Origin of the sequence: Sphingobacterium sp. CZ-2 (assembly GCF_004526235.1) — a bacterium.
GTDB lineage: Bacteria > Bacteroidota > Bacteroidia > Sphingobacteriales > Sphingobacteriaceae > Sphingobacterium > Sphingobacterium tenebrionis.
Window position 1 is genome coordinate 1,160,425 of the sequence record NZ_CP038159.1, and the last position, 23,267, is coordinate 1,183,691.

Annotated in this window: 17 protein-coding genes; 10 read left to right on the plus strand and 7 right to left on the minus strand. The window is 37.6% G+C overall.

All coding sequences use genetic code 11. The features are described from left to right. Positions 1-39: 39 nt before the first annotated feature. From E3D81_RS05305 to E3D81_RS05320, 4 genes are read left to right on the plus strand one after another with little or no spacing between them, the layout of a single operon-like run. The gene (locus E3D81_RS05305) at positions 40-237 is read left to right on the plus strand and encodes a helix-turn-helix domain-containing protein (protein WP_134776699.1); all 198 of its coding nucleotides are present in this window, start codon (positions 40-42) and stop codon (positions 235-237) included. Between the two features lie 4 nt (positions 238-241). Next, positions 242-1,807 (plus strand): ATP-dependent nuclease, encoded by a 1,566-nt coding sequence (locus tag E3D81_RS05310; RefSeq protein ID WP_134776700.1) that lies wholly within the window; start codon positions 242-244, stop codon positions 1,805-1,807. A 6-nt stretch (positions 1,808-1,813) separates the two neighbouring features. Beyond that, positions 1,814-3,052, plus strand: coding sequence for a hypothetical protein (locus E3D81_RS05315; protein WP_134776701.1), 1,239 nt, complete (start codon positions 1,814-1,816; stop codon positions 3,050-3,052). Then, positions 3,036-3,917 carry a DNA adenine methylase gene (locus tag E3D81_RS05320; protein WP_134776702.1) on the plus strand — a complete coding sequence of 294 codons (882 nt, stop codon included), beginning with the start codon at positions 3,036-3,038 and terminating at the stop codon, positions 3,915-3,917. Before E3D81_RS05315 ends, E3D81_RS05320 begins: the two co-directional genes overlap by 17 nt. Positions 3,918-4,325: 408 nt before the next feature. Here E3D81_RS05320 and E3D81_RS05325 read toward each other — a convergent pair whose 3' ends face one another. Then, positions 4,326-5,774 carry an IS1182 family transposase gene (locus tag E3D81_RS05325; RefSeq protein WP_134776703.1) on the minus strand — a complete coding sequence of 483 codons (1,449 nt, stop codon included), beginning with the start codon at positions 5,772-5,774 and terminating at the stop codon, positions 4,326-4,328. A gap of 375 nt (positions 5,775-6,149) precedes the next feature. On the opposite strand from E3D81_RS05325, the gene E3D81_RS05330 reads away from it, so the two are divergent. After that, positions 6,150-6,602, plus strand: a complete 453-nt coding sequence (locus tag E3D81_RS05330) for a hypothetical protein (RefSeq protein WP_134776704.1) — start codon at positions 6,150-6,152, stop codon at positions 6,600-6,602. A gap of 235 nt (positions 6,603-6,837) precedes the next feature. Here E3D81_RS05330 and E3D81_RS05335 read toward each other — a convergent pair whose 3' ends face one another. Both E3D81_RS05335 and E3D81_RS05340 read right to left on the minus strand, forming a co-directional pair. After that, positions 6,838-7,305: a hypothetical protein gene (locus E3D81_RS05335; protein WP_167554241.1), complete on the minus strand. Its 468-nt coding sequence runs from the start codon at positions 7,303-7,305 to the stop codon at positions 6,838-6,840. Between the two features lie 148 nt (positions 7,306-7,453). After that, positions 7,454-8,584 (minus strand): DUF4932 domain-containing protein, encoded by a 1,131-nt coding sequence (locus E3D81_RS05340; RefSeq protein ID WP_134776706.1) that lies wholly within the window; start codon positions 8,582-8,584, stop codon positions 7,454-7,456. 253 nt (positions 8,585-8,837) lie between these two features. Between E3D81_RS05340 and E3D81_RS05345 the strand changes: the two genes are divergently transcribed. Continuing rightward, positions 8,838-9,848, plus strand: a complete 1,011-nt coding sequence (locus E3D81_RS05345; RefSeq protein ID WP_134776707.1) for a hypothetical protein — start codon at positions 8,838-8,840, stop codon at positions 9,846-9,848. Between the two features lie 52 nt (positions 9,849-9,900). Here E3D81_RS05345 and E3D81_RS05350 read toward each other — a convergent pair whose 3' ends face one another. The 4 genes from E3D81_RS05350 to E3D81_RS05365 form a co-directional block, all read right to left on the minus strand. Next, positions 9,901-12,420, minus strand: a complete 2,520-nt coding sequence (locus tag E3D81_RS05350; protein ID WP_134776708.1) for a tetratricopeptide repeat protein — start codon at positions 12,418-12,420, stop codon at positions 9,901-9,903. A gap of 97 nt (positions 12,421-12,517) precedes the next feature. Beyond that, on the minus strand, positions 12,518-13,363 hold the full coding sequence (locus tag E3D81_RS05355; protein ID WP_134776709.1) for a mechanosensitive ion channel family protein: 846 nt from the start codon (positions 13,361-13,363) through the stop codon (positions 12,518-12,520). A gap of 13 nt (positions 13,364-13,376) precedes the next feature. After that, the gene (gene ggpS, locus E3D81_RS05360) at positions 13,377-15,635 is read right to left on the minus strand and encodes a glucosylglycerol-phosphate synthase (RefSeq protein WP_245153290.1); all 2,259 of its coding nucleotides are present in this window, start codon (positions 15,633-15,635) and stop codon (positions 13,377-13,379) included. 239 nt (positions 15,636-15,874) lie between these two features. Further along, positions 15,875-16,996 (minus strand): TlpA disulfide reductase family protein, encoded by a 1,122-nt coding sequence (locus tag E3D81_RS05365; RefSeq protein ID WP_134776710.1) that lies wholly within the window; start codon positions 16,994-16,996, stop codon positions 15,875-15,877. Positions 16,997-17,585: 589 nt separating this feature from the next. Here E3D81_RS05365 and E3D81_RS05370 point away from each other — a divergent pair. The 4 genes from E3D81_RS05370 (at position 17,586) to E3D81_RS05385 (ending at position 23,129) form a co-directional block, all read left to right on the plus strand. After that, positions 17,586-18,092, plus strand: coding sequence for a hypothetical protein (locus tag E3D81_RS05370; protein ID WP_134776711.1), 507 nt, complete (start codon positions 17,586-17,588; stop codon positions 18,090-18,092). 71 nt (positions 18,093-18,163) lie between these two features. After that, positions 18,164-19,135 (plus strand): hypothetical protein, encoded by a 972-nt coding sequence (locus tag E3D81_RS05375; RefSeq protein WP_134776712.1) that lies wholly within the window; start codon positions 18,164-18,166, stop codon positions 19,133-19,135. Positions 19,136-19,277: 142 nt separating this feature from the next. Beyond that, complete coding sequence (locus E3D81_RS05380) at positions 19,278-20,840, plus strand: calcineurin-like phosphoesterase C-terminal domain-containing protein (protein WP_134776713.1); 1,563 nt, start codon at positions 19,278-19,280, stop codon at positions 20,838-20,840. Between the two features lie 114 nt (positions 20,841-20,954). Then, the gene (locus E3D81_RS05385) at positions 20,955-23,129 is read left to right on the plus strand and encodes a S9 family peptidase (protein ID WP_134776714.1); all 2,175 of its coding nucleotides are present in this window, start codon (positions 20,955-20,957) and stop codon (positions 23,127-23,129) included. Positions 23,130-23,267: the final 138 nt, after the last annotated feature.

Here is a 23,267-nt window from a genome sequence, read left to right on the forward strand (position 1 = left end):
TATAATAAAATGGTATTTTAGCCCCAAATCTTTGCAGTAATGAACCGCATCAAAGAAGTATTGGAAGAGAAGGGCATCAAACAAACGTGGTTGGCAGAACAACTTGGGAAAAGTTATAATATGGTGAATAGCTATGTGCAAAATCGCAAACAACCTAAATTGGAAGTTCTGTATGAAATAGCCCGAATACTTAATGTTGAAGCTAAGGAGTTACTTGTTGACATAAAAAACACATAGGCTTATGTTTATTAAAAGTGTACACATTAAGAAATTTAGAGGGTTCAATAATGTAAGTTTTCATTTAGGTAATAACCTAACAGTTATTGCTGGACAAAACGGTACTCAAAAAACAACCTTGTTAGGTATTTTAAGCCAACCTTTTACTATTACTGATAAGGAAAATCCTCTTTACGGTGAAAAACCTCTTTGTGGAGGCAATTACAAGTCTCTATTTAGTGAAAAATTTAAGCTATCCGATGCATTCGATGTACCTCAAAGCCATGAGTGGACACTTCATATAAATAATGAAGAAGACCCAGAGTTTACTATCGAAAGTATTAAGAGAGATTCTTCGGGTTCCACAGGGATACGCTTTTGGAAGAAGGGAGACCGCTCAAAAGGTTCCGGGTATATCCAGTTACCCGTCATTTATTTGAGCTTATCCAGACTTTTTCCGATAGGAGAAGACTCAGGAATAAATGCAAGTGATGAAATAGTATTAACTGATGATGAGTTTAACTTTTATAAAGATTGGCATAACAAAATCCTAATTATACCCGATGTGGAAATGACCGCAGTTGACTACTTGGTTAGTAAACAAAAAAACACGTTGGGGGTCAATACTGATTTTTATGACTGGAAGATGAACTCAGCTGGGCAGGACAATATCGGCAAGATTCTGCTTGCAATATTATCTTTTAAACGACTTAAAGCTGTTCATGGTGTCGCATATAAGGGAGGAATTCTTGTTATTGACGAATTGGATGCTACTCTATATCCCGCATCTCAAATAAAACTTATCGAAGCGTTGAGGAAATTTTCATCTCAACTGAACATACAGGTCATTTTTACAACACATTCCTTAAGTATTTTGGAAAGAACTTGTGATCTACAACAAGACGAAAATTTAATAAGGCAAGTAAAAGTAATCTATCTTCAAAAGTCCGACGGAAAGGTTAAAGCTCTTGAAAATGTTTCTTTTGATGTGATAAGAAACAAGCTAAACGTTGCATTGGCAATTCAACCACCAACGAAGAAAATTCCTGTATTCACAGAGGATAATGAAGGTGAGATTTTCTTTAGGGCAATTATCAAAAGAAAAAGTTCGGATTTGGAATTCATAAACTGCACTTTGGGTTGTGATAATTTAATTGAGTTATCTCGAAAAAGAATCAAAGGCTTCAAATTTCCTGAATCATTGATAGTACTTGATGGTGATGTTAAATCTGAAGCCTCTAAAATGAGGCGTATAAATCAACTTGACAATATCGTTATATTACCTGGACAAAAATCCCCGGAAAGACTACTGGCCGAATTTCTTTACGGACTTTCTGATGAATCGTCTGTCTGGGACAATATTCAAAACGGCTATAGCAAACAACATGTTTTTCAAGATTTTACATTAAGGGAAATACAGACAAATAGAGATAAAGCTAAAAAATGGTTTAATTCTCAAAAGCAATATTGGGGTAGAAATTGTGCCAATGTGATAAATCCGTGGATAGAAAACAACCGTTCGGATGTCGAAAGTTTTATTATTGAATACGACAAAATATTGGCTAAATATAAAAAACTGTTAATTACCTAAGCCACTATGGAACAAAAAGTTGAGTATATAAATATTAAGGATTTGGTTCTCTGGACAGAAAACCCTCGAGATCCTATTGATGCGAATGCGAAAGATCAAGAGATTGTCGATCGTGCGATTGAAGATAAGTCTCTCAAGTGGTCATTATCCAAATTAGCTAAAGAAATGGGAGATTATTATGATTTTAGCGAACTTCCAACAGTTGTCTATCACGGAAAAAAACCTATAGTTTATGATGGCAATAGAAGAATAGTGCTTGGTAAAATAAAGCACGGATGTGTAACTATTCCGAAAGGAACAGTTATCCAAATTCCGAATTTTCCGGAAAATATTCCGTGTAACGTATGCACAAAAAAAATCGCACTAAATAACGTTTATAGAAAGCATAGCGATTCAGGCTCTTGGCAGCCTTTAGAAAGAGATATATTCGTACACAAATTCATGGGAGAAGAAAAAAGCCCATTTTTGATATTAGAAGAGGATACCGCTATTATAAGTAACAATCCCCATTTAAACCAACGCTTTGTAAAAGATGAAATCTTCAAAGAAGACTCTTTAAAATCTATCGGCTTTTTTATAAAAAATGGACGATTAAATAGTGTACATGATGATAATGATGCACGTGCCATTTTAACTGATATATCAAATAAAGTAAAGTCGAAAACAATAAGTACCAGAGAAAATCGTGGTAAAGTATTAGAGGTCTTGGATCCTTCCTCTCAACAAATTATAGATCGGAATAGAGAGAGTAAAATTCATTTATCAAAAATCCGTTTTGACGAGACAAAGGAAAAACAAAAAGCACCTCGACAAGCCAAACGCGTAGCAAAGAAAGGAATTGAATTGTTTGGTGGAAAGCTTTACTTAAAAATTGGAGAGGTCAGCAATTTATATAGAGATATAACAGATTTATATACATTTTATACCTCGCGAAAAGATGAACTGTCTAACTCCTTTCTGGGTTTAATTCGTATGTCCTTGCGCTTACTTTCTGAAACAGCAGCAAATGGTGTCAAGAAAAAATTTGATGACTATTTGAAAGACAATTTTGATGAGGCAAAAAAAGAATTAGATCAAGATATCAAAACTCTACTTTCAAATCAAAACGTGAAGAAAGAAAGCATTGTACAACTGTTGCATACTGGTGCCCATAACTATCAATCAACCTCGAATATAGAGCAAACGCTTGCTATTTCGATTATTATTGGATCTATTTTATCATTAACATATGGAAAAGAGGGTTAAATCTAATCATTACTCTCCACTAAGATACCCAGGAGGGAAAAACTGTATATTTTCATTTGTATCAAAATTGTTCTACGAAAATAATCTTATTGGATCCAGCTATGCTGAACCGTATGCGGGGGGAGCAGGATTGGCATTGAGATTATTGTTTGAAGGCTATGTTAACCATGTTTACATAAATGACCTTGACCGCTCAATATATTCGTTTTGGTCAACAATATTAAACAGATCAACGGAGTTTTGTAACTGGCTAAATGAAGTTGAAATTTCAATAGAAAACTGGAATTTGTATAAAGGTCTTCAGCGACGATCATACGAGTTAGATGAATTTGAACTTGCTAAGTCAACCTTTTTTCTAAATAGAACAAATGTATCAGGCGTTATAAAAGGTGGAGTAATTGGCGGGCAAGAACAAAAAGGAAAATACAAAATTAATGCTCGCTTTAACAAAGCTGATTTAATTGAACGTATCAAAAAAATAGCAGAACTAAAAGACCGAATAACGTTGTCCTGTATGGATGGTCTCGTCTTTATTGAAAAAATGAATAAAATCAAAGAAGAAGTATTCATTTATCTTGATCCCCCTTATTATCAGAAAGGGGCAGACTTGTATATGAACTTCTATTCCAACAATGATCATAAGAAACTATCAAAGCACGTTCTAAAAATGAAAAAAAGATGGATGGTATCGTATGACCATCATGATTTTATATTAAACCTATACGCTCAGGAAAGGAAAATTGTTTATAAGCTTTCACAAGCCGCGTCGAATCGAATCGGTGATGAAATTATTGTGTTTTCAAAAGACATAGAATTTGGCGAATCGATGAAAGCATTGAAGTCACCTGTTATATTGACTTCCTAATATGGACAGTGCTGAAATAGAGAAATCGTAACAAATACGTAACGGAAGAAAATTTTGCGATTTCAAAAATTGTTCATATATTGCCTCTGTAAAGCAGAAATGGCATTTTTCAACCATTTCCAAGATATATGACCATCAGACTCATAATCTTTTGGTCACTGGTTCGAGCCCAGTTGGGAGCACGGAAACAATCCTCACAGAAATGGAGGGCACTGAAAAAGTCTCAACTTTTTAATGAGATTTAAAGAAATGACTGAGTACAGGATTTACCTTACTCGGTCATTTTTGTTTAAAGGATTTCTGAAAGTGTGTTTTTTAATGGCCTTATTGAAGGTTTAGCCGACTAGGCTTGCTGTTTGAGATTTTAGTATCCCAATTGCCCTGTTTTTGAGGTAATACCTTTCCTTTTTAGATCAATTTCAGGATTCTTTTCAAGTTTACCGTAAAGATGGCCATTGCACCCTGCATTTCCATGTTATGGATACCATAGGAATCGGCCCTGCCATAACCATGGACATTCTTGAGCTCACTATTCTTGGCCTCAATCTTATATCTTTCCCTGGACTTTCTCCGATAATAATCTGATTCTTGAAAAGCCATCTGATCTTTGTAAAGATCGGTTTTTATGGAGATGGAATAGGACTTGGTTCTAGCCCCTTCCTTGTAACATCCTTCTCTAAGTGGGCAAACCTTACACTTCTCTACATTAAAGAAATAGCTATCAACTTGATTGCTCACTCCGTTCTTTTTTCCTCCCCGAACTTTTCTGATAGCCAAATGTCCTGCCGGACAGACAAACATCCCTGCGTCCTTGTTAAAGTGGAAGTGTTCTCCCTCTTTCCTGCATCCCTGGCTAACTGCTGGATTCAATTTAGCGATGATATCAATGTTCTGTTCTTTTGCCAGTTGAAGGTTGTCCTTTCCAGAATATGCAGCATCACCTATTATAGTATCCACTTCCATTCCATTCTGCCTACTGATCTCCAATAACCGGGGCAGTTCCGGACCATCACCTTTTTCGCCCGTAGTAACGACCGCTGCTGTGATGATGCGTTCCTCGGTCATCGCCAGATGTGTTTTATAACCAAAGAAACTACTGTCTACAGATTTATATCCAAGCCTGGCTTCATCATCTTTAGAGAGCAGAAAGTATTCCTTTGTGTCCTCGATGGTTTCCTTCAACAGGTTCAGCTTTTCCTTTACAGCCGGTATTTCACTGATGGATTGATCCTGATCCAGCACTCTCTGTAATTCCCTGCAGTAGGTAAGTTCTTGGTCCAGGTCGTTGGACTCGTTCTTTTGTGGCAGACGCCCTTTGTAGTCCTCATCTATCTGATATATCGCTTTCCTTAACAGCTTGGAACGCTCCTTGAGGACTTCCAATGCTGAATAGGGGTTAGATCTGGAATGGGTATGGGTCGCGTCTACGATGATGGACCTTGATTTTATAATACCCTTTTCGAGAGCGATCGTTACGGTCTTGTTGATCAACAGGTTCAATAGATCCATGTCCTTTAATCGTAGTTTACGGAATTTAGTGAGCGAACTTGGATTGATCACATCCTCCTCAGGGGCCATTTCGAGAAAGTATTTAAAGGACATATCATATCTGGAACGCTCAACGACATCAACATCTGAAACGGTGTAGATCGTTTTTAAAAGAAGGTACTTGAACATCTTGATAGGGCTCTCAGCGGTACGACCATTGGTATGGCAGTACTTTTCCAGAAGCTCGTCATGTATAAAACTGAAATCGATAAGATCGTTGATTTTGCGAAGTAGATTGTCTTTTGGAACAATGATATCGTACAATCCCGAATAGGAACTGAACTGTATTTTTTGTTGGGTAGAAAGCATCCTGATGTCCGTTAAAGCCTACTTTAAGATACGAAAAAAGGAGCAGAAAACTGTTGTTTTCCACTCCTTTTTTTAGCCCAATCTAAAAGAGGACTTTTTCAGTGCCCTACAGAAATGTGGGGATTTTTTGTTTGTAAACCTCTCCTATTCAGATATTTAACCCTAATTAACAAGAAGTGAACCTGTAAACACTCTGTTAATTAATCAAAGCTAATTTTACAAAAAAATAATAAAAAACCCTTTGTTTTGGTTCAATCTTGGTTCACTTTTAGATAAAACATAGAAATATTTGGACTTTATACTTTACATCTATACCCCCTGTAAATTTTCGTGTCCAAATTGTTTATATTTGATTAAGAGCTTTAGTAGTAAATTATGCAATTAGACGAAGACCTAAAATTTGAAATTAATGATGATGGACAGTTCATCAGAATCACTCCAATAGGCAAAATGAATGATGGTTCAGATTGGGATAAAAATTGGATAAAAACTCAAATTGAACTAAAATCAGGAGGTTTTATTGGCTCTTATGAAGCAGATTTAACAACTTTTGACTTTAAAATTCTAAAAGAAGGCTTAAGTCGGTTATATAATAACTTAAATGACAAAATGACTTTTAATGACTTAGAAGGTTATTTGGAACTTATAATTCAGGGTGATAATACAGGAAACTTTACAATTCAAATTACTTGTAATGACAAACCAGGAATATATTCAACACAACTTCAATTTGAAATGCATTTTGACCAGACTTATATAATGCCCCTAGTTAAAAGATTAGAAAATATTACAAATCGATTCCAAATAATTGGGGATTTTAACACTTAAGTTAAATAAGTTCACTCGCCGTCCTGCGAGTTGAGCGAAGGTCGTTGAAGAGAAATGCGCAAGCATGATTCAACATTAACTATGAAATAGATGAAGACTGTTGGCGGTATTTTTGTATCAAAAAAAGTGACAACATTATAGCCTGACCGAGCCGCAGATTAGCCAAACTCTAAAAGCGGTTGGATTTTGATCAGGTATGGTAGTACTTTGTCTAGCTTCAAAAACAACTATTAATTTATTTAAATAGAATATCGGGATTAATCTTCCTAAATAACGATCTACTCGGGGAGTATATATCGCATCCTCTATCATCATAAATATTTACAATTATAGGCTCTACAAAATCAATAAAATAACAGGTTATATTAGCTGATGGAGAATAAGCAAGGTCAAAGTTTATAATTGACAAACATATAGGTAATATCTTTTGAAAAGAGTACTGTTTATAATTAAGGCCTAAAAAATTATTATCATCCTCTTTCCATTCAAGTTTATTATCTGCATAATCAGGATTGATACCTGCAGTTTTTAATGCTATCAAGGCATCATTATCCCACAAAATAATCTGCAACCATATTTCCTTACCTTTAAAACAGAAATCCAAAACCGCTTTGCTCCTTTTTAAAGCTTGGTTTACCCTAGATTTTCCATCCAGATCTTCACCCAGATTAATTCTAATTCTATTTTTCTTGATATTACTCAAAGTTATTTTGCTAATATCCCCGAACCTATCTAGAAACATAGTGTCAAAATCCGATTTATCCTTTATTTCCATTATCCTACCTGCTACAAACTAAAAACCTTTAATACAACTTATTTCACCTATTCTTAGACCTTAAAAGCTATCCTGTCTATTGCTTCGAGGACCACTTAAGCAAATCCGTATAAATGTTCCTTATCTTTGGAAAATCATTCTGATTATAAAGACGAACAAGTTCTTCATTAAATTCTTTTGATTTAGGGAAGCCTTTTAACTTCATCCTGTCATCAATATTTTCTCTGACTTTCGATAGAAGAATTTGATTTTTGGGTTCGGTATCCATGATGTACAAAATGAACAATCCCCAGGTTAAATACTCATCAAAAACTTTAATAGGATTGGGATAATGATTGGTTGATTTGTTCGTTGAATCCACCCAAATTGATCTCCTATCAAAAATAGTATCGATATGGTTCTTAAACGTTGAACTTAGTGGACCTACATAATTATGATCAATTTCTGTAAAAATCACCCTACTGTTCAAAGCCCTATTAAAATCTTGATCTATATCTGCTTGATGTTTGATTACCGGTAAATACAAGAGCATTTCCTTAAAATTATTATCTTCAAAAGTATGTGTTGCATTTATGCCACCTATAAGTCCCGAGGTCAAAACCCGATAACTATTGATTTTATAATCAAATTTACTTTCTAGCCATTTCTTTTGTTTATCTATTGCCGCATATTTGATATAATCATCTATAATAGTTTGATAATAAGGCTTATGAGATTGATAAAATTTCCTAAATCCTGATTTCTTGGCGAAATCCTCAATTTCTTTCCGATATAATACTATTGGATCTTCATGAATCTCCACTGTTCCTACCCCCTTTCCAGGAAATGTATACACATTTGTCCTAATCAAACTGTCGCCATCAAATTGGAATCCATAGGAATTGGAAGATATCAAAATGTAATAAATAAGGCTTTTCTGCAATAATGAATCACATATCTTAATTGCCTTATGGTCTTTGAATTTACTGAAATGACTTAGGACCTCTTGATGGTAACTGTTTTTGTGATTGACCATATTGGAGTCCTTAAGTCCATGATCTGTAATCGCCATCATGATTAAAGTCAACTCCTGTACCTCCGGTATCTCAATATTTACCTTATTATCGTTGAGTTTAATGTAAGCTTCGTTAAACCTGACAGCATTATCTTGTCCATACAAACAAACAAAACTAAAAGTGGATAGGACGATTATTAAAAATATTCTCATGTGTAGACAGAATTATAAAATTAGCTAGTGTTTTTTCTTAAATGAGATATTTCATAGGATATCAAATAATGAAATACCATATTCAAATATACCATGCTCATAAAAATAAACAAGCCAACCTAGGTAATTATATTATTAAATAGAGGTTTTCAATAATTTAAACTAGATACCGCATCATTGTAGCAGAAATAATCCTTTACTCGTTAGCTAAATATTAACGAATTAAAAACCATTTTATTTACAAAGCCCAATTATGTATAATATCCTGTTTAAAAACAAATTCAATCCATTTTTTAAGTTCAGCATTCTGCTTTTACTCGCCATTACCACTTCCCTTTTCCCTAGCTGTAAAAATTCCTTATTCGATACAGATGGAAATGATGCTGAACTGAATTACCATTTACAATTCGGAAGTTCCATTCAAGTAATAAATGGGAACATCCTAATCAGTGGCGTAAAAGCAAAAAACAGAGAAATAAGTTCCAAATTTTGGGTGAATGGAAAATCTACAGAAAAATCAGCTTTCATGAACCAGATTAAAAATCAAAGCGGTTTCCGGGAGGCAATTAATAACCAAAGCAGAATTGTTTATAATTACAAAGATAACCAAGGAAACATACAAGAATTTCAATTTTTCCAATCCGCTTTCAGAGAGAAAGAACTTATGCCCTATTTCCTCAATGGCAAGGAGATAAAACTATCGTCTGATAGTACGGGAACCATTTCAGCAGTAAGCTTTTACCATAATAAACCGATTTTTGCTGGAACCTATGGTAAATTTGTCGGAACAGAAATTGGATCTGCCTTTGCTCCCAAATCGGCTTTCTTTTGGGAAGAAAACAGTGGCTTTACCGAATTGATCATTCCAAAAGAATCCCAAGTATTCAATGGTATCACATCAATATATAGGCATTCTCCAGAAGAGACCTATGTGGCAGGATTGTGTGGAATCCCCATGTACTGGAAAAATACCGAGGCAATTGTATTGAATAAAAACCTACATGGCGAAGTCCATCAAATCATCAAAAACGGCAATGACCTTTATGCTGTGGGGCTGATCAATAAAAGGAATTCAAACAGTACCGGCCATACAGCCTGCTACTGGAAGAACGGAGAAATCCATGAGCTGGAAGATAATGCACAGGCCTATGGAATATTCGTCGATGGTACAGATGTCTATATAACAGGTGCAACTGGCGTTGTTCCAACAGCCTACAAACCCTGCTATTGGAAGAATGGAAAACGAATAGACCTGGAAATGTAATCCCAGGTCTATCCAAATCATCTCAAGAAAGTCTTGATGATTATTTATAAAATTATTTCTTCTTTAATTTCTGTAAACGGTCGGTTGCTGTAGGAATAATATCATCATCACCTTCATAATTTTCGATCACACTTTCCAAGGTACTTCTTGCCTGAACATTATCCCCTTTGCGGGAATAAGTATCTGCAAGGAGGATAAAGCTCTTCGCCACCCAGTAATCATGCGAATCCATATTCTCGATCACATCAAAAGCTGATTTTTGGGCTATGTCGTATTCCTTGTTATCATATTGCATCAATCCCACACGATACCTCGCCTCAGCACTCACAGCCCCTTGGCTCTTCAATGCCGCCAGATTAAACTCTTTTAAAGCATTTTCTTTGTTTTCCTGCTTTAAACTGGCCTTAGCCGCATACAGATGCGCCGTAGCAATTTCCTCTTCCGTAGCCTTTTCATAGCCCTGAACCAACTTCGCATACTTATTCATCTGTTCGTAATCGCCTAATTCAAAATAACAGATCATCAGATTCGTGACCGCATAACCATAATTTTCCTTATAGTCATTATTCAGCTCCAACTTTTTAAGATGCACAATCGCCTCGTTGTATTCCTTTAGACTCAGGTAAAGTGCCGCAGCAGTCATTAAGGTTTTCTCGGTATAAGGGCTGGTCCAATCGTTCAGAATGATATTCAGATCATGCAGGGCTTCCTGGGGCTTATTGGTATGGTATAAGCTCACTCCACGGATATAACGCGCATGTTTCTCTTGTCTAGGTTTTGGAAACTTATCAAAATAAGCATTGATCGCCTCAACAGCTGGTCCATACTGTCCTCTCGCAAACAAGGTTCTTCCTGCTTGGAATGCCATGTTATCCTGCTCTGCCTCACTCAGGTTACTGATATTGTTATTGATGGCATATTCAATATAACTCGGCGCATCGCCTTGATCCAGATAAATACTTTCAATGGAAGCCATGGCCTGTGCGGCCTCTGAAGTTGTACTGAAATCCTTCACCACTTTTTGGAAGGTAGCCATAGCTGCTTCCGTTTCATCCTTATTGTATTGAACCAAACCAATGGTTACTAAGGCTCTAGGCACATAACTACTTCGAGGATATTGCTTGACCATCTTCTGAAGCCCTTCTATTGCAGCATCATACTCACCCATCGTAAAATACATGTATGGGATCTCAAAGGCCACATCATCTGCATAGTTGGATCCTGGATATTTTTCTACAACAGATAGCAAGGTTTGTAATTTTCCTTCATTATTTCCCTGCAAGCCTTGTATAATTCCCTGTTGAAACAAGGCATAATCTTGGTTCGGTGCCTTCTCGCTGATCAATTGATCATAAAAACCTTTAGCTTTTTCATAATTACGCATGGTGAGGTAGGAATCTCCCAATCGAGCCATCACATCGTATTTCACCTTCTTATCTAAAGAGCTTCCCTCCGATGCTAAAAACCGCTCGAAATAATCGGCAGCCACGCTGTACCTATTGATGCGGAATGCCGCATAGGCCAAAGCGTAATTTGCATAATTATATACAGAGGTATTTTTCGCTGCTGGTAGACGAAGGAATCTGCTGAAGTTGTCGACTGCTTCGCTGAATTTGCGGACTTCGTACATGGCTTCTGCTTTCCAATAGGTTGCCAATGCTGCCATTTCGGGATTTAAGGTAGATTTTTCGGCCCGCATGAACATGGAAATACTGTTTTCGAACGCACGTTCGTTATAGAACTCCAAACCTCGATAATAGGTAATCTTCTGGTAGACCTCTTCTGCTTTCTGATCTCGATTACTGAAGGATTCCAACAGATAAACGGCAGTCTCAAAATTGCTACTTCCGGAGAGGATCTCCGCCATTCGCGATTCCGTGGTTTCCTTTTGGTTGGCGCTTAAATCTACGCCCTCAAATCGCAGGGCAAGATAATCCTTTAAAGGTTGTAAGGATACCTGCACCGAATCCAATTCATTTAGCATCTTCGCATAGTTGTATAAGGCATCGGCTTTCAATTCCTTATCGAAACTCAGTTGGGATGCTTTGTAGAATGCATTCCTGGCATTTACTTTATCGCCATTTTCCTGTGCAATCTTTCCTAGGGCGATGATGGAACTCTGATAAAAAGCATCTCCCGGCTCCACCTTCTTCAGGATGGAACTGGCACGTTCATATTCTTTACCCCGATAGGCCATGATACCTATCCGGTTATTATCAATATTATTTCGGGAAGCATTGGGGTATCTTTCCGGCAAAGGACTATGGAAGGGTTCGCGGAAATCGTAGCGGGAATAGAACATGCCGGCAGCGATCTGCCGCAATTCTACTTCCAATGCTTTCCGATCGATGTCCATATCCGGAGTACGCCTGATTTTGACCACATCCGCTAGCATCGGACGGTAATCCCTTACTATTTCTATGGAATCCAAAGTAGCAGGTTCCTGCTTTTCTTTCTCTTGCGCCTGTCCAGCTAATAATAATATAGAAAAGAAACCAGTAAGGATATGTTTCTGGTATCCGGTAAATATATTTTTCTGATAATTCGTATTGAAACCTAGTTTAAGTGTCATCTCTTCTTTTGCTGAGCTTTTCCAATAATAAATTACCTCCCTACAATTTATAAGCCAAGACGTCAATATCCCTCTTAAAAATGACAATAGAGATGTATTATTTTCGCTTTATATGGATATCTGTTTGTGGAAATGGTATCTCTATGCTTGCTGAATCCAAGGCTTCCTTGCAGCTGATGATGAGTTGTTCCTGCATAGCCCAGAAATGTTCATTGCTGGTCGTTACACGTACGGAAAGATTGATTGCGCTGTCTCCCAAACTGGTAACCACCACATCTGGTGCAGGATCGTTAAAGGCATATTCATTTTTGCGGATACACTCCAATAGAATGGATTTTGCCAAACGTAGGTCTGCATCATAGGATACCCCTATATCAAACCAAGTCCTGCGGGTACCCAATTCCGTAAAGTTGGTGATATTACTGTTTGATAATTCCCCGTTTGGAATAATAACCAATTGATTCTGCGGGGTTACCAATCGGGTGTTGAAGATATCGATCACCCTAACAGTGCCGTCCACACCACTAGAGGAAGAAATATAATCTCCCACACGGAATGGTTTAAAGAGTAGGATAAGTACTCCACCGGCAAAATTTGATAGGGAGCCTTGCAGGGAAAGACCAATAGCCAACCCGGCTGCACCGATTACAGCAATAAATGTAGAGGTCTGTACGCCCAACTGACTTACAACCACAATAAACAACATTACCTTTAATATCCAATTGATCAGGTTGCCAAGAAAGGTACGGATGCTTGGATCGACCTCCCGTTTGATGAAGATCTTATCTACAAGCCTTCTAACCATTCGGATCAACCAAAGTCCCAGAAATAAGACTAATGCAGCCGATAAAATGGAACTGATCAAGATCGGCGCATAGGCTATCGCACTATCTATAAATTTTTCTATTTTCCCTTCAACGTTTTCTAACTGTTCTACTTGCATTTTTATATTTTGTTTATACGCTTAATTCATCTGAACTTTCCAATTCCCTCACAAAATCCTTTCCCCAGTAATGGATATCGTAATGTCTGATTTGCTGGAGCGACCTTCTGATCCTGATCCGGGCTTCCTCCTCTTCCATGGTCAATGCTTGGTGTAAAGACTCGATCATGCTCAACTGATCGTAAGGATTTGTTGGAACGCAATAAGGAAGTTCCACTGATGCGCCGGCAAATTCGGATAAAACCAGAACCCCCGCCTGTTTTAGTACTCCTTGCGTAGCAACAAATTCTTTGGAAACCAGGTTCAATCCATCCCTTAATGGGGTGATCCAAGCAACATCCGACAAAGCATACTGGATAAGAACTTCCTCAAACGGTAATGCCTGGTAGAAATACTGTATAGGGGTCCAATCTAAAGTGGCGTATTTACCATTGATCTCCCCAACGGCCTGGTTTACTTGGTCACGAATCTTATCGTATATCCGCATCCCTTTGGAGGGTGGGGTGCATACATTGATCAATTCCACTTTACCCTGAAATTCAGGATGTTGTTTCAAGAATTCTCCAAAAGCCTGTACCTTTTCCAAAGGCCCTTTGACATAGTCCATCCGTTCGATGGAAACGATACGTTTTATACCCGTTTTTGCTGCTTCTGCTTTATACCCTTCAATTCGCTTCTGTATGGATTCCTGGGATAGGATCCTTTCGATCAACTCGAAATTTACTCCAACTGGCTGCGCCCCTAAGCGAATGGTACGACCTTCTACCGAAATGATTTTGGTCATATGCTCCACCCCTAACGCCATGCTATAGGTCAGAAACTGATTGGAAACATTTACTGTTTTTTCTATTTCGAACGGCGTATGGCTCCTTAAAACATCAATAAAATTCTCTACATACCTCGGTATGTGGAAACTGATGAAATCACACATCAAAAGGCTTCCGATGATTTCCCGTCGCCATGGAATGGTATTGAAGATATCGGCGGCTGGGAATGCTGTATGGTGGAAAAATCCAATCTTCAGGTCGGGGCGCAACATTTTTAGGAAAGAGGGTACCATCCACAGGTTATACTCATGAATCCAGACCAGGGCTTCTCGGTCTGCTTCTCTTGCGATCCTTTCTGCAAACAACCTGTTGATCTTCAAATAATGGTCCCAATCTTTGTGATTGAATTTCGCTTTATCGACGAAGGAAAATATCGTTGGCCAAAAGGCTTCCTTTGAAAATACCCGATAGAACTGATCGATATCTTTTTGGGAAAGTGTTATAGCGGATACATCTAAATGGGGATATTTTTCTACATCTACTTTTTGCTTTTCTGTGCTCTGGTTCTCACCGAGATCGACCTCCTCACCTATCCAGACGCCAGGTCTTCCCTGTTCGAAAAGTCCCAATAACGATGGGATAATGCCATTTGGACTTTGAGGAGCCACCTGTTTGAGTTCACCATCTACCATTTTGCGTTCATAGGGTAATCGATGGTATACCATGATCAGCTGTTTGTTTTCTGAAGAATCCAGGAGCATGGGTTCAGATGGTATATTGGAAACGTAGGCCCGAAATCTTTCATGCCTTTCCATACTTTCCAGGATACCTGCAGCCCCAGCATCTTCCGCTTGGTAGACATTGGAAAGTCCCTTGGTAGCTTCTAATAGGGCCTCTTCGGAATCCCCAACCGCAACACCTTCGAACCCGGTTTGAAATAAAGAAAGGTCATTCAGGGTATCGCCAGCTACGAGCACCTGCTCGTATGGGATTTCCAATAGGTCAACAAGTTTTTTTAGTGTATTACCCTTATTGACTCCTTTGGGCATAATATCTAAATATTTATTCACCGATGTGATCACATCACAACCCATTTCATCCGCAATTTCTTGAACCGTTTCAAGATCGGTTTCCGAATCGTAATAATAGGAACAACGTCGCTGTTGGGGTACATTTTGGTACACCAATCCGGGAATATCGGCATAGGCCTCCTGCAGTTCATAAACAGAAGGCCAATTTATTTCTATTTCATGTTGTATCGGGTCGATTGCCGCCAAGGAGTTACCATCAAAAATTGTAGATCCCACATCTGCAATGACATAATCTGGTGTTGGAATGGTGGGGTCGTTCAATAAGGGAATGACCGATTCCATACCCCTGCCTGTAACAAAGACCAGTTGTATATTCTTATTTTCTTTTATGATCTGATAGAGACGTAATCGTTCTTCCATCTGTCCTCCTAGGAAGGTCCCATCTAAATCAGTTGCTAATAACATGTTTTTCATTTCTCTAATTGTTTTTACTTAGGTTTTAAAGCAATAAATAGCCGATGTATTGGTTGACCAATAACATGTATTTCAATCAAACTTTACGGCTTTAATGCAGAATAAAGGTTTAGATTCTGCTGTTCAATTCAATAATTAATGATTACAAATATAGAGAAAATTAAACTAATAAGCAAATTTTAGTGGGTTTTCTTGCTGTACTTTCAGGAGGAAGGAGATCTACGGGAAAGAATTAGGAATTATAATTTTAAATCAATGTGTATCATTTTGCGCTTTTCATCAATGATGATGCTTCTAGGTATGGATTCAATGTTATAGAGGTTCTGAACGATCGGCCCTTTCCATCCCTGAAGTTCAGAAATATGAATGGCCCAATCGAATTTATGATTTTTTATAGCTTTTAACCAATTATTCCGATCATGGTCCAAAGAAATGGCCAATACGGTAAAATTCTCTCTTTCAGCATATTCTTTTAGTTTAGGAAGATTTTCGATACAGGGAACACACCAACTTGCCCAAAAATCCAAGAGTACTTTTTTACCCCTAAAATCACTTAATTTTATGGTCTTTCCATGCATATCTTTCATGGAAAAATCTGGAGCCATCATGCCTACATTTATATGCTTTTTGGCGTTGATAATCTTTTGAAGTCGTTTGCCTTCTTCGCTTTGCCTCAAGCTTTCATCCAACCCATTGAAGAGTTGTTCCAATTTTCCAACATCTTTGTTCAATAGGTTTGGCCGATAATAACTTAATAGATATAGGGAAGTATAATTTGAAGGGTTCTCTTCTATCAATGTGATTAGGTAAGGGTTTTTTTTGTCCAGATAATGAAAGGAAGAATCCATCAATTGATCCTGAATTGTCTCTTCCTTGCTGGAATTGGAAAGCTCCCTAAATTTATCGATCTCCTCCACATACAGATCATATAACTTATCGGTGATCTCCATTAATCGGAACCTTTCGTCTCCTGGGATAGTGAATGAACTGCTTATTCCTAAGGGCTTCCCGCTTTTTGGATTGAAATTTGGCTTGGATAAAACGGCATGGCTGGTACCAGAACTTAACATAAACCATTTCTCAGAGCCATCCTTTTTACTGATCAAACGGGTGTATACCGCTGGCGTATTCATTGTTCCTTGGAAAACAAATTGATGATTCATAACCTGTACCGAGTCATGGACCATAGGATTTATATCACCATTGTTGATATGCTTTAAATAAAAAATTTCATTTTCAAGGTGAAGGGAACTATCGACCTTACAGATTAAAGTATATGCTGATTGAGCATATAACTTTGAAATGCTGAATAAAAAAACAATAAGGAGGAATTGTTTAAACATTTGAATAAATATAAGCATTTATTTAATTATGGTTTAAAAATTTCTATCAACTATACTGTTTTTTGATTGTTCTTAAGGAATGAAACGCCCTAAATTTTTTGATTCTTGGACCGATAGGCAGTATGCTGCTTTTAAATGGTTCTTTTTATATCCAATGGGAATCATCTTACTGGGAAGATTGATTATTTATTTGGTGCTTATTTTGGATAAAAATCAATAGGTTTTTACTTAATTTATAAAGACCGTTTTTAACCAATTTAATGAAAAAATATTTTCACCTTTTCCTATAAATCTTACTGATTGTCTTAATCTTATATTAGAAACATAGCTACAGAAGTTGGAGTTAATAAAGCTATAGCACAGAGATAAAAAAATCTTTTTGATTTGGTCAGGATTGGTTGGGTAGCACCAGCCGATGGTCGGAAACTTTTACCCTTTTATGGAAGTATAGCTTTCACGCATAAATTTTAAGAATTCTACCATTGAAAAACATAATTTTTAATTTCCCTTGTATAACAACAAGGGAAATTTTATATTTCCACTGATTTTCAAACACATACCACATATTTCTATAAAATAAACTACACATACCACATTTTCCCAAACCATGAAAAAAACGGAGCTCTTTATTTTTGCGATCAAAATCATTGGAATCATCCTCTTCTTATGGAGTATCAATTCCCTCAAGGAATTAAGCATGTTCTTTTTTACCATACAAATGGCAAGAGAAACAGTAGTCATTTTGCCTTCATTAATAATTTTCCTGCTTATTCAATGGATCCTGGCTTATTTTCTACTTTTCAGAACAGAAATAATCATTAATCTATTAAAATTAAAGGATGAAAATCAACAAGAAATCCTTCAAAACAGCCAATTCAATTATGAAAAGATATTTCAGATCGCTTTGCTTATTCTTGGACTTGCCATCATCATCCTAAATATTCCAGATTTTATTTTGTCTGTAATAAAAAACATGCTTCTCCTTCGGAAGGATGAACCTTATCAAAAATTCCTATGGAATAATTTCGATATACATGGGCTTAAAATAATCCTGGGTGTCCTTTTAATCTTTAATAGTAAAAAAATTAGTAATTATTCAAAGCTTAATACATAGTTTAAATAAAAGAGCAGGTAAATTTAAAAGATTATATTATTTTTAAATCAATATCAAATTTACCTGATCAAATGAAAAAACTTAAAATTAGCGCTATTCTACTTTTTACCATCCTTTTAAATACCCAAATGGCTTCTGCCCAATTCGGGGATTTATTGAATAAAGCAGGAAAAGCTGTTACCTCCAAAGGTGCACAGGCATTAGGGCTTGATAAAATTTTAAAGGAACCCGAAGCCATTAGCACCAGCTTTGACGATGTGGATCAAGAAGGCAAAGAAATGCCAGAGTTTGAAAGTAGTGCCAAATACTTGCCATTTTCAACATTGGCAAAAAATGGCGATGATGGCTATGTCCTGCAATCTGGACATTTTGAAATGATCAACAAAAGCTATTGCCTAAAAGCAGGAACCTACGCTCCGTCTGCTGGGGATGGATATATGTATGCGCCTATACTTGGTAAGAAAAAGGATATTGTAACCGCTATCCTCAAAAGTGCAGAGAAACATCCTGAAGTGCAACAAACGGATATTCAAATGCTTCTTTGGACCATTATTGCCAAAACAAAGTTCATTGATTACAGTGGACCGGTAAAAGAAACTGCATTACGTCTATTGACTGCAAAACAGATCCTGCAATTGGAAGGCGGTGCCTTGGGCATCCTCCCAATTGACGTCATGGCGAAAGCCAAATCGAGCATGCCACCTGCTATCCAAAAGATTTTCGAAGCTGAAAACAACATCCGCCAATTGGTTTCCTCCGGAAATTACACCTATGCCGAGTTCGAAAAATATGCGATCATGGCAGGAATGGCGCCAGTAAGAGCAGATATTCCGAGTGGAATCTGGACCTTACATCCCGATGGATATTATATCCGATATTACCCTTCAGGATATTCGCAAACCAAAGTGCAAATCTATGTTCCGGAAACATTAATTAAAGATAGAGGATCAAAAAAATTGATCTATGATGCAACGGATGATATTGCTTGCCCTGCAAATACAGGCTCCCAAAGACTAGCCCAAACCAATGAACCGATTAAATAATCGGTTCATTAGTTCCATTTCCATACCGAAGAACTTAAAAATAAGATAATTAAACCCATAAACACTTCCTTAATCATTTGTTAATCTTATTTTAAAGCTGTTTCTTTACTTTTGAAAGAAATAAAAATATAATATAAGATAAATGAAAAATTTATATTGGTCATTAATCGCCTGTATGATGACCGGATCGGTCTTCGCACAAGACCTAGCCAAAGGAACCGTATTTAACGACTTAAATGGAAATGGAAAACAAGACCGTAGAGAAAATGGGATTGAAGGTGTTGCCATCAGTAATGGAAAAGATGTTGTACTAACCAACAACAAAGGGAAATATGAAATCCCTGTCCAAAACGACAACATCATTTTTGTCATCAAACCTACCGGTTATGAATTGCCTGTTGATCAGGACAACCACCCAAAATTCTATTACATCCACAAGCCTAATGGATCACCACAATTGAAATATCAAGGTGTTGCTCCAACTGGTCCATTACCCAAATCGATCGACTTCGCCTTAAAAGCTAAACCGGAATCCAATCAATTTTCGGCATTCGTATTCGGAGACCCTCAAGCGTATACTGAAGAAGAAATCCAATACTTCAGCAAAGGCTTGATCGATGAGGCAAAAGAAAGAAAAGGTCCTTTGTTTGGTATCAGTTTAGGGGATTTAGTAGGTGATAATCTAACCTTACACTCTTCTTATAAAACAGCAGTTGGCAAAATGGGACTTCCATGGTTCAATGTGATGGGAAACCATGACATGAATTATGATGTGACTCAAGATTCCTTAGCTGATGAAGGTTTCGAACGTACTTTCGGTCCTAATAATTATTCATTCAATGTTGGAAATGCACACTTCATCATTTTGGATAATATCATTTATCCACATCCGGAGACAGGAAAGAGCTACCAAGGTGGTTTGAGAGCCGATCAGTTGGAATTCATTGCAAACGATTTGAAATTTGTTCCGAAGGATAAGTTGATCGTACTTGCTTTCCATATCCCATTGAACCCTGAAAACAACAAATCCTTCCGTAAAAAAGACAGAAAAAGATTGTTTGAGCTATTGAAAGATTACCCAAACACCCTTTCTCTTTCGGCACATACCCATTATCAGCAGCAGAACTTCTACACCCAGGAACACGATTGGTTGGGTGCAAAACCTCATCATGAATATAATGTGGGAACAACTTCTGGCGACTGGTACTCTGGTCAGATGAATGAAAAAGGTGTCCCTGCGTCTACGATGCGTGATGGTACGCCTAAAGGTTATGCCATCTTGAATATCGATGGAAACCAATATAACTTCGATTATAAAGTAGCTGGAAAAGCAGATGATTATACCATTGGTCTATTTGGCCCTTCGGTAGTCAAAGAGAAATATGCTGGCCGTTATCATGTCTATGCCAACTTCTTCCTAGGGTCGGCAACAGATAAGGTTACTTACCGTATCGATCAAGGAGAATGGAAAAACATGGAAAAAACAGAAGGTTTCGATCCTGCCTACATGAAGGAATTATTAGCCTATGATGGTGCAAATTCATTGATCCAAGGCCGCAGACCTAGCGATCCTTCCAATTCAGCACACGTGTGGCGATTGAAACTTCCAAAATTAAAAGCCGGTAAACATTCTATTGAAATCCAAGCCGTAGATATGTTCGGAAGAACGCATAATGCAACAAAAGAAATTGATGTAATCAACTAAACAACCGAACCTCAAGGTAAAGCCCGACAACTCTTTGTCGGGCTTTACCTTTTTTAATATATGGGTATTTCATTATAAAAACTTAATTTCGTCTGCATAAAATTTTCAAAAAGAATGAAAAAACTCTTGTTATTGCTCCTTTTGAGTTCAAGCTACGCTTATGGACAAAGGAATTTAACTATTGACGAAACAGTATTTGGCCCTGGAAAATTCGCTGCAAAAAGCCTTCCTGCCGCAAAATGGATCAAAAATACGGATGCCTTTTCCAGCTTGGACAGCACCTACCAGAACTTGGTTTCTTTCGATGTAAAGAACAATTGGAAACCGCAGCAGATCGCTAGCCTATCCGATCTACAATCGGCCATTAAAACCGTACTCCCTAATGAAAAAATAAACCTTCGTAATTTCCCAACCAGCTACCAATGGGAAGACAACAAAAGGATCTCCTTCCAAGTTGCTGGGGAAAACAACACCTATGGTTTGGTTTACGATCTAGCTACCAAAACCGCGCAGGTCAAAAACACCTTGCCTAAGGAACGTGAAGGAGAAGAAATCGGATCATTAAATACACAATCAGCTTATTTGGTTGGTAATAACATCGAAATCAACCAAGCTGATGGCCAGAAGTTGCAGGTAACCCAAGATACCATCGATGGCATTGTCAATGGAACTTCGGTGATCCATAGAAATGAATTTGGGATCGATAAGGGTATGTGGTGGTCTGCGGATAATAAAAAGTTATTGTATTATCGCAAAGACGAAACCATGGTGAGCAATTATCCATTGCCACAATGGGATACCCGGGTAGCTAGCATCAAAGATATCCGTTATCCAATGGCAGGTATGAAAAGTGAGGAAGTTGTCCTAAAAATCTATGACACCGAGACGAAACAGACCATCACTTTACAGACTGGGGAACCGAAGGAACAATACCTGACGATAGTAACCTGGGATCCTACCGGGGAATTCGTGTTTGTTGGTGTCCTCAACCGTGGTCAGGACCATTTAAAACTGAATAAATACAAAGCCTCTACAGGCGAGTTCGTTCAAACTTTGTTTGAAGAAAAATCAGACTCTTGGGTTGAACCTCAACATGCATTGGCATTCTTACCGAATAATCCTAAACAATTCATCTATCAAACGGATAAGGATGGATATAACCAACTTTATCTATATGATACTTCCGGAAAATTGATCCGCCAATTAGGCTATAAGGATGTATTGGTGACCAATTTCCAAGGCTTTGATGAGAAAGGTTCGAAAGCCTATTATATTGGTGCTACCAACAATGGTATGGAGCGTCATCTTTTTGAAGTTGAATTAAAGAATGGAAAAACTACCCAACTGACCAAAACCAATGGGGTACACAATTCCAGCATTAGTAACAGTGGTAAATATGTATTGGATCAGTACAGCAATCTGAACACTCCAAACATCGTTCAGGTCATTGCAACGAAAGACGGCAAAGCAACGCCTATATTGCATGCTACGAATCCTTTTACGGGCAAAATCAACCTTCCTAAAATCGAATTTAAATCATTCGTATCGGCAGATGGTAAAACACCTTTGAATGCCCGCATAACTTATCCGACCAATTTTGATCCAAACAAAAAATACCCGGTCATGGTGTACCTATATGGTGGGTCACACGCTCAAATGGTAACCGATAGATGGTTAGGAGGATTAGGCTACTTCGATATGTACATGGCACAAAATGGTTACATCGTATTCACCTTAGACAACCGTGGCTCGGATGCTCGTGGCCGTGATTTCACACGAGTAACCCACCGCAACCTGGGTGAAGCCGAAATGGCCGATCAATTAGTGGGCATTGACTACCTAAAATCGCAACCATATGTTGATGCAGCTAATATGGGAATCTTTGGCTGGAGTTATGGCGGATTCATGACAAGCTCCTTAATGACGAAGCATAATGATATTTTCAAGGCTGCTGTGGCCGGTGGGCCGGTTATGGACTGGAAATTCTATGAAGTGATGTATGGTGAACGTTATATGGATACCCCAGAAGAAAATCCGGAAGGCTATGAAAAGACCTCTCTATTGAACAAAGCCGATAAACTGAAAGGGAACCTACTGATCATCCATGGAGCGCAGGATCCGGTGGTGGTACAACAACACAGTATGGAGTTTATCCAAAAATGTATTGAAGCCGGTAAACAAGTAGATTATTTCTTATACCCTACCCATGAACACAATGTTTCAGGCAAGGATAGGATTCATATGTACGATAAAATCGCTAAATACTTTGATAATTACCTAAAAAAATAGGGCTAAGGAGTCAATTGAGTCAATAAACCTATTAACGCATAACCAGATGGTTATGCGTTATTTTTTTACCATGATAAAAGAACAATTCCAAGTATAAACTGTTCATTCTATAGAGATAGGTCATTAAATTACTGGCGG